We start from the raw sequence: 13,968 nt of genomic DNA on the forward strand, positions 1-13,968 counted from the left end.
AATTTTAAAGCAATCGTGAGATTGTGTTTAGTTTATTGAGGGAGGTTAGTGGAATGAAAAATTTTCAAACGAAACCAAAATGAAAACCTTTAAATGGTAAAATTGAAAAAAATTCATTTTTATCATTAAGGAGGATATAATTTGAAGAAAATTTTTACTGTATTATTTTTAATGATGGTTTTAACAGCTTGTGGATCTAACAGCACTAACAAGGATTTTAATTCGGATACCACTAATTTGGAAACCACTAAAAAAGATACTAATTCGGAGGAAATGACTGAACATAATTATCAATTTACAGGAGAAAGCGAACATTGGGAAGCTGTATATTTTTATGAAGGAACTGAATTATGGGGAGAGAAAAACGAACAAACCACTCATTCTAGCAAAGATAGCTATGAACTTGTATTAAAATATAAGGGGGCTTTGAAAGAATTATCTTCCATGAAAAACCTGGAATACACTTATGAAACAACCACTTCAAGCGGAACTAAAACTGAGGCATACAAAGAACCACCTAGTGAAAAAGTATTTACAATTAGAGGTGGATCAGAAAATGGAGCAATAATAGGTGAAGGCGAAGTTATAAAAGTAAATGTAAAATGGAATGGTTCTGAAGAGTCATTTCAATTGCATAATAAGGCTAAGTGATTTTGTTGAACTAACGGGTGCATTACCAGGAGCTGTTCAGCAGCTCCTTTTCTTATTCAACAAACGAGTTGTTTGATTGAGTGCCGGCTCATGTTATAATGAATAACTTACGAAAATTACTATTTTTGAACGGATGCCTAGAAAAGCCTCCGCATAGCGATAAAATATGGAGGTGTATGAGAATGAATAAACAATGGACGATTGGTCAAATTAAAGAATTTGTTGAGAAGAATTCGGAAAGTAAGTTACTGACGACGGAATATCATGGTTTTTCTCAAAAGTTACTATTTAAATGTACATGTGGAAGCAACTTTGAAAAAACATTTAAGAAATTTAAAAATAATAACCAACGTAAATGTGATGTGTGCCAACCGCCTAAAGCGACTCGATAACGTATACAAAGAAACGAAGTGCTGAATCTCTATACTACCTTATCAGGAGCAAAAGATCAGGGTTAAAGGTGAAGCCACCCATTTGATCCAACAGACAAAAAGGTTGCTGAGGCAGCCTTTTTTTTATGGCACTAACAAGGCAGGTTGGCTGAAAAGGGACGAATTACCAGTACAAAAGTTTTGATATTTTGAGATAATCAATAAGCAACAAGTCTTTAATAGACTGGATTTGTTTAGAAAATATTATACAAGATTGGGTGGTAAACATTTCATGGGGAATGTACTACTGAGGCTGCCAATCGGAATATGTATTGCAGCCTATATAAGGCAATGCACAGATAAAATTATAAAAAAATGATAGGGTTCCATAAAATACATAGTTAAATAATTTTCTTATTGAACTAAAGGTCGGTTTAGTAGAAGATGGAGTCGCGACGAGAGCTCTTTTTTCCCGTAAAAGAACAGGCATGTTATAGTATAGTAGAACCGGATTTTATAATATCTGTGGTAATCTTAATCATCAAAGGAGTTTATTCATAATGCATGTGCTACAAAAAACACAAAAAATAGTTCGCTATCAGAATCAACAGGGCAATATACATTACGGTATTGTTGAGGATGACATGATATTACAACTGTCTAGCAGTTTTGCTGAACTTGTCAACAAGGAAATAAAGTATGACGGGGTCGAGCTGAAATATAGTGACGTGAAAATCTTGGAACCTGTAAAACCTTCGAAAGTGGTTAATTTCGGCTGGACATATGCAGGTCATGCGAAGGAAACGGGTGGAGAGGCAAACCTTGTTGAACCATTCCTATTTTTAAAGCCATTATCTTCGCTTATTGCAGACAAGGAGAATATTATCCTTCCTCCAAACGAGCTATCCAATCAAGTGGAACTTGAAGGGGAAGTGGCCCTTGTCATTGGAAAGCGCGGAAAAAACATTAAAGAAGAAGATGCGCTTGATTATGTATTCGGCTGCACGATATTTAATGACGTGACAGCAAGAGATCTTACAAAAAAAGATCCACAGTTTACGCGGGGCAAAGGATTTGATACTTTCGGACCTTTGGGACCATGCATCGTTACCGGGGTAGATCCTACAAACTTAAGGATTGTGACCACTTTAAACGGCCGCGTTGTCCAAGACGGAAATACCAATGAAATGTCTCTGAGCATTCCATTTTTGATCAGCTGGCTTTCACAGGTAATGACACTGGAGCCCGGTGATATTTTGGCCACGGGTTCACCATCTGGCAGCTGCATGATCAAGTCGGGGGATGAAGTCGTTGTTGAAGTCGAGAATATCGGTCGGTTATGTAATGGTGTCCAGTAGGATTTGCTGGAATTCTTAATACGTTAAAAAAGATCAGAGCTGCCTTTAAGGCAGCTTTTTCTTATGCATCGGGCAGGTTAGTTTAATAAAGAATGGATAAAGTATCTATGTAGATAAACATTTGGGGTGTGATTGAGACGAATAACAGGCTATTAGAAATATAAGTGTTGGATGGGAAGATACACTAGATAATGACGACTGGTATTTTGGTAATTCGAAAAGTCTATTATTTCGATGAAGAGCCAAGTAATCCTTCATGTTAGCGGAATGCTTGACCCTTCAGTTTCGTTTACCTGCAAGCTCTTCTGGGAAAAGCAAAGAAGTCACGAGATTGTACTTATTTAGCATTGCGCGGGGGCTTATTAGTTGGATAAATTGCTTTTTCCAAGTCTTCTGCTGCAATCACGGGGTCTACTGTATTGCTTTTAGCCTTTCCCTTCTGACTATTGCCTTTATCACGCTTTTGGCTCATGCCTAGAACCTCCCTCCATGTAGCTTCATTTGTTAAGATGGACTATTAGATGGCGACTTATTCACCAAACGAGTGAAGGGCCTCGTTTTGATTTGAAAACATCCATATAGCATTTAATATGTAATGGTGTCAGCTATTGTTGATAGACGATAATGAATATTAAAGTCCATACTTTGTTATCTTTTTATAAAGAGTAACTCTTGAAAAGCCTAATAAGGAGAAGCAAAGCAGCGGAACATATATGATGATTGTCCGGTTATGTATAATGAATTCATATCTTTCAAATGTGATCACACTGAAACCGAGATTTTATTTTGAAAGAAAGCCCTTTTTATCCTGTAGAAGTCTACTATGGCAATCTGTCTTAAAGTTGCCAATTCCGATTACTATGTCCTATTGGTGCTTTACGGCAATTAAAAATAAAAGCAGACGGTACAGCGGGAAGCTTAGAGATTTTCACTGTACCGTCTATAAAATTTCTTCAAGTTTTTTATTGTATATGAGAATTTTTTTTTGGATACGGCTGTATATAGAATCCATCCGTTTCTGACCATTCTCCATATAGGATATCCTCAATTTTTTTATAATTCCTCTTCTGAAGCCCTTCCAGAAGCCATTCTTTTGATTTTTTCACGGATCGAAGTTCTTCCTCTTTTATTTGGCCTTCTTCAATTACTAAGATAGAAGGTGCTTCATCCCTAGGATTGAGGTCAAGCATATCTGGTGTGACGCTTCCCGCCTTAGAATGAAGCTTTACACTGATGTCGCCGCCAGGCTCAAGATATAAATCTCGCACTTCCCGGAGAGTGAACACCCCCTGTTTCCGTAGCATGGTTCGAACCTGTTCAATTTCCAAGTGATTTTTTTTCATTTGTTTTATATCCAATTCGCCATTACGAATAATCAAAGAAGGATGTCCTTTGAGCAATTTTTTCATGCGATCACTTTTTTGAGCGCAAATCTCAATGATATAAACGGAAATCCCCCAAAGGCAAATGGCAAATAGAATCTGCCAAATCGACACTTTTTCATCGTAAATGCCTTCTTCTAAAATGCCGCCTAATACTAAAGCGTAAATAAAATCAAAAGGGGTCACTTGAGACATTTCTTTTTTTCCAAGAAGTCTTGTCACTGCCAGGAGTCCAGCCAGCCCAATCACCAGCTTCGTTGCTATTTCCAGATAAATCATTTTATCACCTCATCTTTTTTTCCCTTTCTCCCTTTTAACAATCATTTAAACCAAATTGTACCTGGTATTTATTTCACACGGCAGAGTAACGTTTTCTGCAATTCTATTAAATAAGAATACTCAACATCAGACCGCGGTATTGTCCTATTAAATAAAAGAAGACGGTACAGCGAGAATCTATAGAGATTTTCACCGTACCGCCTATTTTTAAATGAACATAAAGTTGTTAATCTGCCTATTCATTACCAATCATTTTTCAAAACAATTTTTCCTATCGCCTTGCCTGACTCCATGTATTCATGAGCTTTTGAGACTTCATCAAAGGTGAACATGTTTGGATCCACAAGCGGGCGCAGCTTACCTTCCTCAACCACCTTGGCAACCTTCTTCAAAATCTCTCCATATTGCTTATGCATGTCCTTATTTAATATCTTCAACAACATAAAGGTAACATGCAGAGAAAGTCCCTTTGAATGCACTTGGGAGAGGTCATGAGTTGAACGGGCTGCAATGGCAGCCACCGTTCCATGTACCGCAGCCGCCTCAAAAGAGCGATCAAGGTTTTCTCCCCCTACCGTGTCAAACACAACGTCAAATCCTTTTCCGTCTGTATATTTTTGTACATAGTCATGAACGCTTTCTTCCCGATAATTGATCGTTACATCTGCCCCAAGGTGCGTGCCAATCTCCAGCTTCTCTTGCGAAGAGGCAGTTGTATAGACTGTCGCGCCTTTCCATTTGGCTAGCTGAATGGCAATGTGGCCTACACCGCCGGTTGCTGCATGGATCAGTATATCTTGACCAGGGACTAGATTTGCCCGATTGAATAATGCTTCCCAAGCGGTAATGGCAACCAGTGGTAAAGCAGCGGCTTCTTCCATCGTCAAACTTTTCGGCTTGTGAGCAAGTAAATCAGCATCTGCAAGCATGAACTCTGCAAGTGCACCGCCAGTCCCTTTAAAACCACCCGCGCATCCAAACACTTCATCGCCAACTTTAAACTCAGTCACTCCTTCACCCACTGCAGATACCAAACCTGCGACATCACCATGTAAAACGGCTGGAAACTCGGGGGAAACGGCTGGAACTGCACCAGCACGGACTTTCGTATCAATAGGATTTACACTTGAAGCCTTGACTTGAATAAGTACATGTCCAGGTTTTAATTCGGGTTTTGAAACCTCTTCAAGCTGAAATACGGATGGATCGCCAAAAGATTGAATGATTTGTGCTTTCACTTTAGTCACTCCTAGTTATTTTATGGGGGAATTTTTCATTGCCTATGCCTGTTAAGGATTGCAGGGAATAGGATGAAATGTAAGAATATTTAGTCTTTGTAAAATCAATGATACTGTATCTACTATAAAATTAAAAGTTACACACATTTTTAAAAGGGAATTTAAGAGATGTCTCTTAAATCATTAAAATATTAATATGAGTAGGGGCTATCAAGGTATTTGGCGAAGGCGGAGCCATACTTACGTGCAGTTTTAAGCATTATATCTATATTGATTGAAGAGGGAGCTGCCATGAAGGCGGCTTATTTTTATTGATACAGACGGTTTTTAATCTTCATAAATGAGCTGAAAGTCCGATATAAATGGTGAGTGAATGTTAAAAATCTATAGATTTTAGGAGATTACAGAATTGAAAATTAAAACGAGGCTGATAACTACAGTATCCATTCTTATTGGAACCATTCTAATACTGGGGAGTTTTGCTGTTTATGTAATAGATGCATCATCTGAAAGGAATTCAATACTTCAGGATAAGTTGGAAATTCAAAAGATTGTTATTGGGATTCAGTATCACCTGGCAGGTTTATCGAATGATGAAAGGGCATTTATCATAACTGGGGATAAACAATTTGCCGAAGGGATGGAAGAAAAAGCAAATGATGTACATAAGAAAATCGAAAAAATCAAGGAGCTTAATAAGGAAAAGAAATACGGTGAGAATATAAATAAGCTAGAAGAGAACTTTAATGATTCTTGGGATATGAACCAGCAGGTGATTAGCATCTATAAGGAAGATCATGAAGGAGCTAAAGACTTGCACTTTGGAGAAGAAAGAACCCTTAGGAAAGAGGTGCTGGATCCTTCAGTAAATGAATTGGTGGAAGCCCTTCATACTGATGTTTCCAACATCCAATCGTTAAATGACCGCTATGCTCAGTTGAGCAGGGGAGCCTTTCTCTTCCTGGCTATTGCTACATCGATAGTTGGACTTGTGTTATGTATTTTGCTGTTAAGGTCAATTCTGCTGCCACTTGGAAAGTTAAACCGCCAATTAGAGGAAATAGCCACAGGTGATGCTGATTTAACTAAGCATATGGAGGTTACAGGCAATAATGAATTTGGTCAACTGGCTAAATCGTTCAATATCTTCGTGGACTCGCTTAGACAAATGATTTCGCAAATTGGCATATCATCTGAACAAGTGGCAGCTGCTTCTGAAGAACTTTCGGCCAGTACCGAACAGTCTATAGTAACATCGGATCACATCTCGGAAACGATGCAAGCGATAACCCAAAACAATAGTGAACAAAGCCGATTGACAGTTAATAGCCTTAAGGCGGTTACTGATTCACTAAACAGCATCATTTCGGTAGCTTCGAATACATCAAAGGTAGCAGAAGTTTCATCAAATATGAGAGGTCAAGCTGAAAGTGGTGAAAGCTCAGTAAATGAAATGCTCGAGCAGATGAAATCCATCAATCTGTCTGTTGACAGGGCGGATAAAGGAGTCACCTCATTAGTATTTAGCGCGACACAAATTAAAGAAATTTCCACTCTAATTACTGATATTTCAGGTCAGACGAATTTACTTGCATTAAACGCTGCAATCGAGGCTGCTAGAGCCGGGGAGCATGGCAAAGGATTCGCAGTTGTTGCAGAAGAGGTCAGGAAATTAGCCGATCAAACCAGTCAATCTGCAAATAATATCCATAAGCTTGTTTCAACCATCCAAAATGAATCAAACGAGACCGTTAATAATATTCAAATTGTAAGAGATAATGTGGACTCTGGAATAAAGCTTTCAGAAGAAACGGTTACAAACTTTGAAGAAATTTTAATTTTAATAGAGCAGGTAACATCCCAGATTCAAGAAGTGGCAGCAGCTACCCAGTTTATAAAGAATGGTTTTGAAGAACTGCAGCAAACCATAGAAATAATTGCTGAAGGGTCACAGGAAACACTTGCTGGCACTGAAACGGCAGCAGCTGCCAGTCAGCAGCAATTGGCCTCGATTGAGGAGGTTTCGAAAGCAACCATTTCCTTGACCAGATTGGCAGAGGAATTGCAGGAGTTGATTTCTCGTTTCAAAGCTTAACTAAAAAAATGCCCCGAAGCGATTAGGCTTTGGGGCATTTTTAGATTCCATAGTCCAACTTTAAACTTTAATCTGAATAAAAATCGCTAAACCCATAGTTGAACAAAGACTGGAAGGGATAAGGTGAAAAAATCCTTTATAGCTGATTAAGTGACTCGTTTATAATAGAGATGACAATGCAACATAAATCATAAGGTGGTTAAAAAATTGAAGTGGCAACATGTTGCCTACAGAATGACAATATTCAGTGTCATACTCTTTCTAAGTCCTTATCTTGATAGAATGGGTAACTCTTATTGGATTAATTTATTGTATATTGTCGTTCTAGTTTTGGGCATTGATTTTACTTTATCTAAAATCAAAATCCTTCAAAAATCTGTAACAAAAAAAGCAGGCTGGTCGATTTTAATCACAGGATGTATTTTCGTAGGTGTTTTACATAATTTAATATTTAGTTGAAAATCGGGCTGTCTTTAAGGCAGCTTTTTCTTTTTGCAAGGGGTAGGATAGTGAAAGTTGTTGAATCAGTATTTACCCTTGACATTTGTTTTGAAACAGATTAACATGAAATCAACTTCACATGAAGTTAACTTCATGTGAAGAAAACTTCACTCTATGTGAATAAGTTGGTTAGGAGAGGTATGATTGAAAAATCTATTCATACAGCGTTTTTTAGTCTCAACGGTGATAATAATATTGGGAATCATTCAAATAATTCTCGATACATCACAAAGATTTAATTTTGGCTATATCATAGTATTTCTGGGTGGAATTATTTTGTTGTACTCAACAATTTCATACATAACATCCGGTAAGAATAAATCACTAGAAAAGGAACTATCGAAGGAGTACGACGAAAGAGATGCTTTAATTGATGGTAAAGTTGCTCGCTTTTCCTTGCAAATTCTGATGTGCGAAATTTTTATTCTTATGTTTATAACTAATTTTGTCGCTATCCCAACAAAAACTGCATTATTTGTTATCTTAGTCTCATTAATAATTAGCGAAATTGGGTCTAGAAAGTATTACAATATTTTCCTTTAATTCGGAGGATTTATGAAAAATAGAGTAAAAGAATTGCGAATAGAATATGGAATAACGCAACAAGAATTAGCTGATAAAGTAAGTGTATCTTCTAGAACTATCATCTCATTAGAAAAACAAAAGTATAATCCATCTGTGCTACTTGCGTATAAAATAGCTTCAATTTTTAATTTATCAATTGAAGAAACTTTTATTTTTGATGAGGATGACAAATAGTATATTTCACAAAGATGCACATATTAAACAAACAACGGAGGAACATAAATGGTTAATGTATTATTTATTTTTGGGGCTGTTTTAATAGTTTGGGGTATTTATCGTATGAAAACAGATGATGGCTTATTTGGGGAAAACCGAAAAAGTAAAAACATATTCAATTTAATGCTAATGGGAGAAGCTTCAGGATTAGGGCAATTTTTGAGTGGAATTCTGTGTATTATTATAGCGATTATTGCAGTTATTATGAAGTGATGATCGGAGCTGCCTATAAGGCAGCTCTTTCTTTATGCATCGGGCAAGGATAGTTATAGAATGAATTACGTGAAAATGACCTTAATGATAAAATTAGTTAAATTGACTTTTACATCATTAAGGGGGGATAAGGATGGAAATACGTTCAGTGAAAGGGTCAGATTACTATGCCATATCACCGCTAATCAATGAATGGTGGGGCGGAAGGCCAATGTCTGATATGCTACCGAAATTATTCTTTGAACATTTTACAAATACAAGTTTCATAGCCGAAAAGGAAGGGGAAATAGTCGGTTTCCTGATAGGGATTTTATCTCAATCTCAGCCTGATGAGGCATATATTCACTTTGTCGGAGCCTGAATACAGAAGAAATGATATCGGGAGACAGTTATATAATCAATTTTTCGATGTCGTTAATCAAAATGGCCGCAATGTTGTCCGTTGTGTAACGTCTCCGGTCAACAAATCTTCAATCGCCTATCATACTAAGATGGGATTTGAAATGGAAGAGGGTGATACATTCATTGATGGTATTTCAGTCCACTCTGACTATGACGGACCTAATCAAGATAGAGTTTTATTCATTAAACAGTTATCAATGAACTAAGGTTGACCAGTAAAAATCCGGTCGCCCTTTTTTTTATAGAATCCACTAAGGCAGGACTGTCAGCTGAAGCGGGTTTTATTCATTGCTAATGCACCCTGGAATAGCATATTTCTCTTTAGAACCTCATAATTATCTAATCTGCTCATTGTATGCCCCCTTCATTTCTTCTTAAGCAGCACTTCTTTTATGGTCCTATAGGGACAGGATAGTTCAACAAGGATAAGATATAATTTGGATTAATATACTAAAATTTAATGAAAATAGAAAGGAAGCTTGAATATGACAGAAATGATACCACTGACATCGGAGAATTTGGAGCTATGCATCGAACTCTACATGAACGTTTTTAATCGTGAACCATGGAATGAAAGATGGACCTATGAAACGGCTAAAGAGAGACTTTCCGACTTATTGCATACACCTAAATTTCTTGGGTTTTTATTTCATATTGATCATAAACCAGTGGGTTTCATTGCCGGAAACAGTAAAGTGTCCGATCAAGGTTTAACGTATTATTTGGCAGAACTTTGTGTGAATAATCAAATGCAAGGCAAAGGGCATGGCTCAAAAATGCTTCGAGCTTTAGAAGCTGAACTGCAGAAGAGAGAGATTAAAAGTCTATATCTATTAACGGCCAATGACGGGCTTGCAGAAGCATTTTATCTGAAAAATGATTATGTTGTAAATGAAGATAGGGTGGTCATGAAGAAAAATTTTTTTGAAAAATAGTCAAGGGACGTGATGGAACATTGTCGAAATCTGTAAAGTTGTATCAATTAAGCCGAAAAGTACATAAATGGACTGGATTGATTTTATCCATCTTTTTCATGTTCATCGCAGTAACGGGCCTCGTGCTTGTTTATATGATACCCCTTGGAGTGGCTGATGAGTTAAGGACGGGGGAAGAGGCGAGTCCAGATCAAGCGATACCCATGGAGAAGGTCGTGTCCATTGCTGTGTCTCAGGATCTACCAGGTGCGGATTCGGTTGAAGATATCTTTAGAATCGAATATAGACCAAGTGCAAATGTGTACCAGGTTCGCTTTAATAACGGTCAAGGTGTTCAAATGGATGTGAGTACGGGAAAAGTGTTATCCACAAATCCAGATTACTCGACTTTCCTCATTACATTACATGATGGAACCTTCTTTGGTGATTGGTATAGATACAGTATCCTGACAATGACGGGTTTATCCTTAATCCTGCTGTCGTTTTCCGGGTATTACATGTTCGGGTATCCTCTCTATAAGCGTCTAATGGCGAATAAAAGGAAATCTTAATATGAGGTGGTAATGTGTCTATAAAAGGTTTGAATCACTTTTTATTTTCAGTTTCTGATTTAGACAGTTCCATAGAATTTTATCAAAAGGTTTTTGATGCGAAATTATTAGTTAAGGGCAGAACCACAGCCTATTTTGATTTGAATGGAATGTGGATTGCCCTGAATGAAGAAAAAGATATTCCCCGTAATGAAATAAGCCAATCATACACACATATCGCCTTTTCCATAGAAGAAGCCGGCTTCATGAACATGTATGAGAAACTGATCGGATTGAATGTAAACATTCTGTCAGGACGTCCAAGAGATGAAAAGGATAAGAAGTCCATTTATTTCACTGATCCAGATGGTCATAAGTTTGAGTTTCATACAGGGACTTTACAAAATAGAATAGATTACTATAAACAAGAAAAAGCACATATGGAGTTTTTCGACTGATAGTAAGCTATTTTCAAATGAAAAGGGGAATGTTCATGAAAACCATTGGCCTTATTGGCGGCATGAGCTGGGAGTCATCGTTGGAATATTATCGAATCATCAATGAAGAGGTAAAAGCCAAATTAGGAGGATTACATTCAGCCAAGTGCATTTTATATAGCGTGGACTTTGAGGAAATCGAACGCTGCCAAGCTGAAGGGGATTGGGAAAGCTCCGGCAAATTATTAGGCGATGCAGCTCTGTCTTTGGAAAAGGCAGGTGCCGAAATGATACTAATTTGTACAAATACGATGCATAAAGTGATTGGATATATTGAAGAAAAAGTCAGTTTACCGATTTTGCACATTGCTGATTCAACGGCAAAACAAATTCGAAAGTCCAAAATCAGTACGGTTGGTTTACTTGGCACTAAATATACGATGGAGCAAGACTTTTATAAAACACGAATTGAGACTAAAGGTATCAAGGTCCTGATACCAAATGAAGAGGATAGAAAAGTCATCAATAAAGTAATTTATGAAGAATTATGTTTAGGGGAAATTCAACAATCATCAAGGGAATATTACAAAAAGGTCATCAAGGGGTTAGTTGATGATGGAGCGGAAGGAATAATACTAGGCTGCACAGAAATTGGATTACTAGTTAAACCTGAGGATTCCGAAGTGCCATTATTCGATACAGCTGTCATACATGCCATTGAATCCGTCAATATGGCAATGGAAAAATGAATTGATCACATTGTGCTTTAAAAAGGAAGGTTGCTGCGGCGGCCTTTTTCTTACGGAACTAACAGGGCAGGATAGTTCAAGAGTTCTATTTGAACTTTGTTCAACAATGGCGCCAGTTTGTTTAGGAACATTTTTTAATAATTTTAAGGTGTCACGAAAAGGTGACACCCTCATTATTTATACAGTTTTCATCATATTTTTTAAAATATCATAAACCAATGGGAAAGTAATGAAACCATCATCTTCTAGAAAATGACCACCCTTTTCAACAGGATAAAATGATGTATCCAATTGTTTTGATAAATTTTGACTTAATTGAAAAGGAACAATATAGTCATCTTTTGCAGAAATAACAGCACGTGAATTAGTTGCAGAAATTATTTTATTATAATCCACTTTTTTAACTGTAAAAGGATTTAGTGAAGGTAAGGATGATAATGGTTCAGAAAAGCCAGAAACAAGAATAAAGCCTCCAAAGCTTGGTAACAGATCTAATTGTTCTAGATAGTTCAATAGTGTGATAGACCCTAAGCTATGTGTTACAAAATAAGTGTTGTTATCTAAATTCTTTATTTTATTAGCTAATGTTTCCAACCACTCTTCTTTCTTGGGGTCAGACGAATTTGGCATGTGAAGAACCAAAACTTGATTATCATCTGCTATTAATTTTTCTTTTAACCATGGGAACCAATGATTGGCTGGTGAAGCTCCGTATCCATGGATAATATATACTTGTTTTCCCATTACTACACTCCCTTTCTTTTTTATAGATACAAAAACAGTATATTACTGACCCAAACCTATATGGTAGGAGAAACACTTGAAGAAGCTGCTATTCGAGCAGTAAGAGAAGAAATGGGCTTAGATGTAGAGATAGATGGTGTTTTTCTGTAAGTGAAGCATTTTTCTAAGAAAGACATCATGCTATTTTCTTTACTTTTAGAGAGAAAATAATCGGTGGAAATTAATATTTCAATGCCAGAAGAAATTACTTGGAGGGATTCTCAGAAAGCAGAAGATTACATACATATAACCGATTCAAAGGGATTAATAAAAAGTAAATCATCAGTAACATATTTACTTAGAAAAAGAGTTATTCGTAAGTCCTAATTATTTTTTTTATGAAAACGGGTACTTTTATTTAATAATTATTGCTGATCTACCACGATCGGGCGCGATTCTTTAATAAGAAATGCTTTTCTTAATGAACTAACGGGGTAGGATAGTTCTACAAGCACAGTGTATTCGTACTCGCAGTAACCAATTAACCTGTTATAATAAAATTAGAATTATAATTAAAATCAAATTGGTGGTGTATAGGTTGAATAAAGTCCTTTTACATCTCTCCAAAATATTTTTAGGTTTTATCTTTCTTATTGCAGGTCTAAACGGTTATTTTGTCATTTTTGACTTTGAACCATTTATTGCTACTAGCCCTGAAGCAATGGCATTATTCAAATTTGAATATCTGTTAATATTTGAAAAGTTTTTAGAAATCGTTTGTGGAGTTTTACTTTTAAGTAATCGATTTGTCCCATTAGCACTTGCAATATTGTCTCCAATTATAGCCAACATTTTTTTACTTCATTTGTTCCTTGATCATTCGTTACTTGTTTTAGCAGTAATACTTGTAATCATGTATAGTTATTTGTTGTTTTGTTATAGAAAAAGCTTTAAAAGTATTTTGGAGAAAAAGCCTTCTAATTAATACTTCTTTGTGTTACACATTTTGCGTATGATCTTCCTTATAATTTCTTCGTACTGTGAATAACTGCATCCAACCTAATTTAGTTACATAGTAACGCATTTTTTCGATATGGATATTAAACAGCTTTTCGTATTTACTGCCATTTTGAAACTGAATACTTCACCTTGATACTTTTTTGAAATTTTCCGATGCCGATAATATCTCCCTTTATAAAACCATTTCATCAAATCACCTTCCTTCACAGTCTGTGTAACTCTGCGATTAGTCTTAATGAACTCCCTCAGTTTAATAGATAATGCTCACGAATACTCGCTTATT

General features: G+C 36.5%; 17 protein-coding genes and 1 pseudogene. 14 read left to right on the forward strand and 4 right to left on the reverse strand.

Annotated features, from left to right (window positions below):
• Positions 1-141 precede the first annotated feature (141 nt).
• The 3 genes from ADA55_RS09690 to ADA55_RS09700 all read left to right on the forward strand — a co-directional run bounded on the left by ADA55_RS09690 (position 142) and on the right by ADA55_RS09700 (position 2,380).
• Positions 142-651 (forward strand): hypothetical protein, encoded by a 510-nt coding sequence (locus ADA55_RS09690; protein ID WP_048682698.1) that lies wholly within the window; start codon positions 142-144, stop codon positions 649-651.
• 182 nt (positions 652-833) lie between these two features.
• Positions 834-1,043: a hypothetical protein gene (locus tag ADA55_RS09695; RefSeq protein WP_034304456.1), complete on the forward strand. Its 210-nt coding sequence runs from the start codon at positions 834-836 to the stop codon at positions 1,041-1,043.
• A 539-nt stretch (positions 1,044-1,582) separates the two neighbouring features.
• Positions 1,583-2,380, forward strand: a complete 798-nt coding sequence (locus ADA55_RS09700) for a fumarylacetoacetate hydrolase family protein (protein ID WP_034304454.1) — start codon at positions 1,583-1,585, stop codon at positions 2,378-2,380.
• Between the two features lie 337 nt (positions 2,381-2,717).
• On the opposite strand, the gene ADA55_RS30975 is transcribed toward ADA55_RS09700, so the two are convergent.
• The 3 genes from ADA55_RS30975 to ADA55_RS09710 form a co-directional block, all read right to left on the reverse strand.
• Entirely contained in the window at positions 2,718-2,852 is a 135-nt protein-coding gene (locus ADA55_RS30975) for a hypothetical protein (protein WP_258832098.1), read from the reverse strand.
• Positions 2,853-3,342: 490 nt separating this feature from the next.
• The gene (locus tag ADA55_RS09705; protein ID WP_048682705.1) at positions 3,343-4,041 is read right to left on the reverse strand and encodes a DUF421 domain-containing protein; all 699 of its coding nucleotides are present in this window, start codon (positions 4,039-4,041) and stop codon (positions 3,343-3,345) included.
• 242 nt (positions 4,042-4,283) lie between these two features.
• Positions 4,284-5,279, reverse strand: a complete 996-nt coding sequence (locus ADA55_RS09710; RefSeq protein ID WP_048682709.1) for a zinc-dependent alcohol dehydrogenase family protein — start codon at positions 5,277-5,279, stop codon at positions 4,284-4,286.
• A 409-nt stretch (positions 5,280-5,688) separates the two neighbouring features.
• Between ADA55_RS09710 and ADA55_RS09715 the strand changes: the two genes are divergently transcribed.
• From ADA55_RS09715 to ADA55_RS09760, 10 genes and pseudogenes are all read left to right on the forward strand, one after another.
• A complete protein-coding gene (locus tag ADA55_RS09715) occupies positions 5,689-7,374 on the forward strand; it encodes a methyl-accepting chemotaxis protein (RefSeq protein ID WP_048682713.1) in 1,686 nt (561 codons plus the stop codon).
• Between the two features lie 207 nt (positions 7,375-7,581).
• On the forward strand, positions 7,582-7,833 hold the full coding sequence (locus ADA55_RS09720) for a hypothetical protein (RefSeq protein ID WP_048682717.1): 252 nt from the start codon (positions 7,582-7,584) through the stop codon (positions 7,831-7,833).
• 186 nt (positions 7,834-8,019) lie between these two features.
• On the forward strand, positions 8,020-8,418 hold the full coding sequence (locus ADA55_RS09725; RefSeq protein ID WP_048682720.1) for a hypothetical protein: 399 nt from the start codon (positions 8,020-8,022) through the stop codon (positions 8,416-8,418).
• A gap of 12 nt (positions 8,419-8,430) precedes the next feature.
• On the forward strand, positions 8,431-8,634 hold the full coding sequence (locus ADA55_RS09730; RefSeq protein ID WP_048682724.1) for a helix-turn-helix transcriptional regulator: 204 nt from the start codon (positions 8,431-8,433) through the stop codon (positions 8,632-8,634).
• 48 nt (positions 8,635-8,682) lie between these two features.
• The gene (locus ADA55_RS09735; protein ID WP_048682727.1) at positions 8,683-8,889 is read left to right on the forward strand and encodes a hypothetical protein; all 207 of its coding nucleotides are present in this window, start codon (positions 8,683-8,685) and stop codon (positions 8,887-8,889) included.
• Positions 8,890-9,022: 133 nt separating this feature from the next.
• A pseudogene (locus ADA55_RS09740) lies at positions 9,023-9,497 on the forward strand (GNAT family N-acetyltransferase).
• Positions 9,498-9,776: 279 nt separating this feature from the next.
• A complete protein-coding gene (locus ADA55_RS09745; protein WP_048682730.1) occupies positions 9,777-10,226 on the forward strand; it encodes a GNAT family N-acetyltransferase in 450 nt (149 codons plus the stop codon).
• 20 nt (positions 10,227-10,246) lie between these two features.
• Positions 10,247-10,777 carry a PepSY-associated TM helix domain-containing protein gene (locus ADA55_RS09750; protein WP_048682732.1) on the forward strand — a complete coding sequence of 177 codons (531 nt, stop codon included), beginning with the start codon at positions 10,247-10,249 and terminating at the stop codon, positions 10,775-10,777.
• A 14-nt stretch (positions 10,778-10,791) separates the two neighbouring features.
• Positions 10,792-11,214, forward strand: a complete 423-nt coding sequence (gene fosM, locus ADA55_RS09755; protein WP_048682735.1) for a FosM family fosfomycin resistance protein — start codon at positions 10,792-10,794, stop codon at positions 11,212-11,214.
• Positions 11,215-11,249: 35 nt separating this feature from the next.
• Positions 11,250-11,942, forward strand: a complete 693-nt coding sequence (locus tag ADA55_RS09760; RefSeq protein ID WP_048682740.1) for an aspartate/glutamate racemase family protein — start codon at positions 11,250-11,252, stop codon at positions 11,940-11,942.
• 177 nt (positions 11,943-12,119) lie between these two features.
• Here ADA55_RS09760 and ADA55_RS09765 read toward each other — a convergent pair whose 3' ends face one another.
• A complete protein-coding gene (locus tag ADA55_RS09765; protein WP_048682743.1) occupies positions 12,120-12,686 on the reverse strand; it encodes an RBBP9/YdeN family alpha/beta hydrolase in 567 nt (188 codons plus the stop codon).
• A gap of 577 nt (positions 12,687-13,263) precedes the next feature.
• On the opposite strand from ADA55_RS09765, the gene ADA55_RS09770 reads away from it, so the two are divergent.
• On the forward strand, positions 13,264-13,650 hold the full coding sequence (locus ADA55_RS09770) for a hypothetical protein (RefSeq protein WP_048682746.1): 387 nt from the start codon (positions 13,264-13,266) through the stop codon (positions 13,648-13,650).
• Positions 13,651-13,968: the final 318 nt, after the last annotated feature.

The organism is Bacillus sp. 220_BSPC, from assembly GCF_001054655.1.
GTDB lineage: Bacteria > Bacillota > Bacilli > Bacillales > DSM-1321 > Peribacillus > Peribacillus frigoritolerans.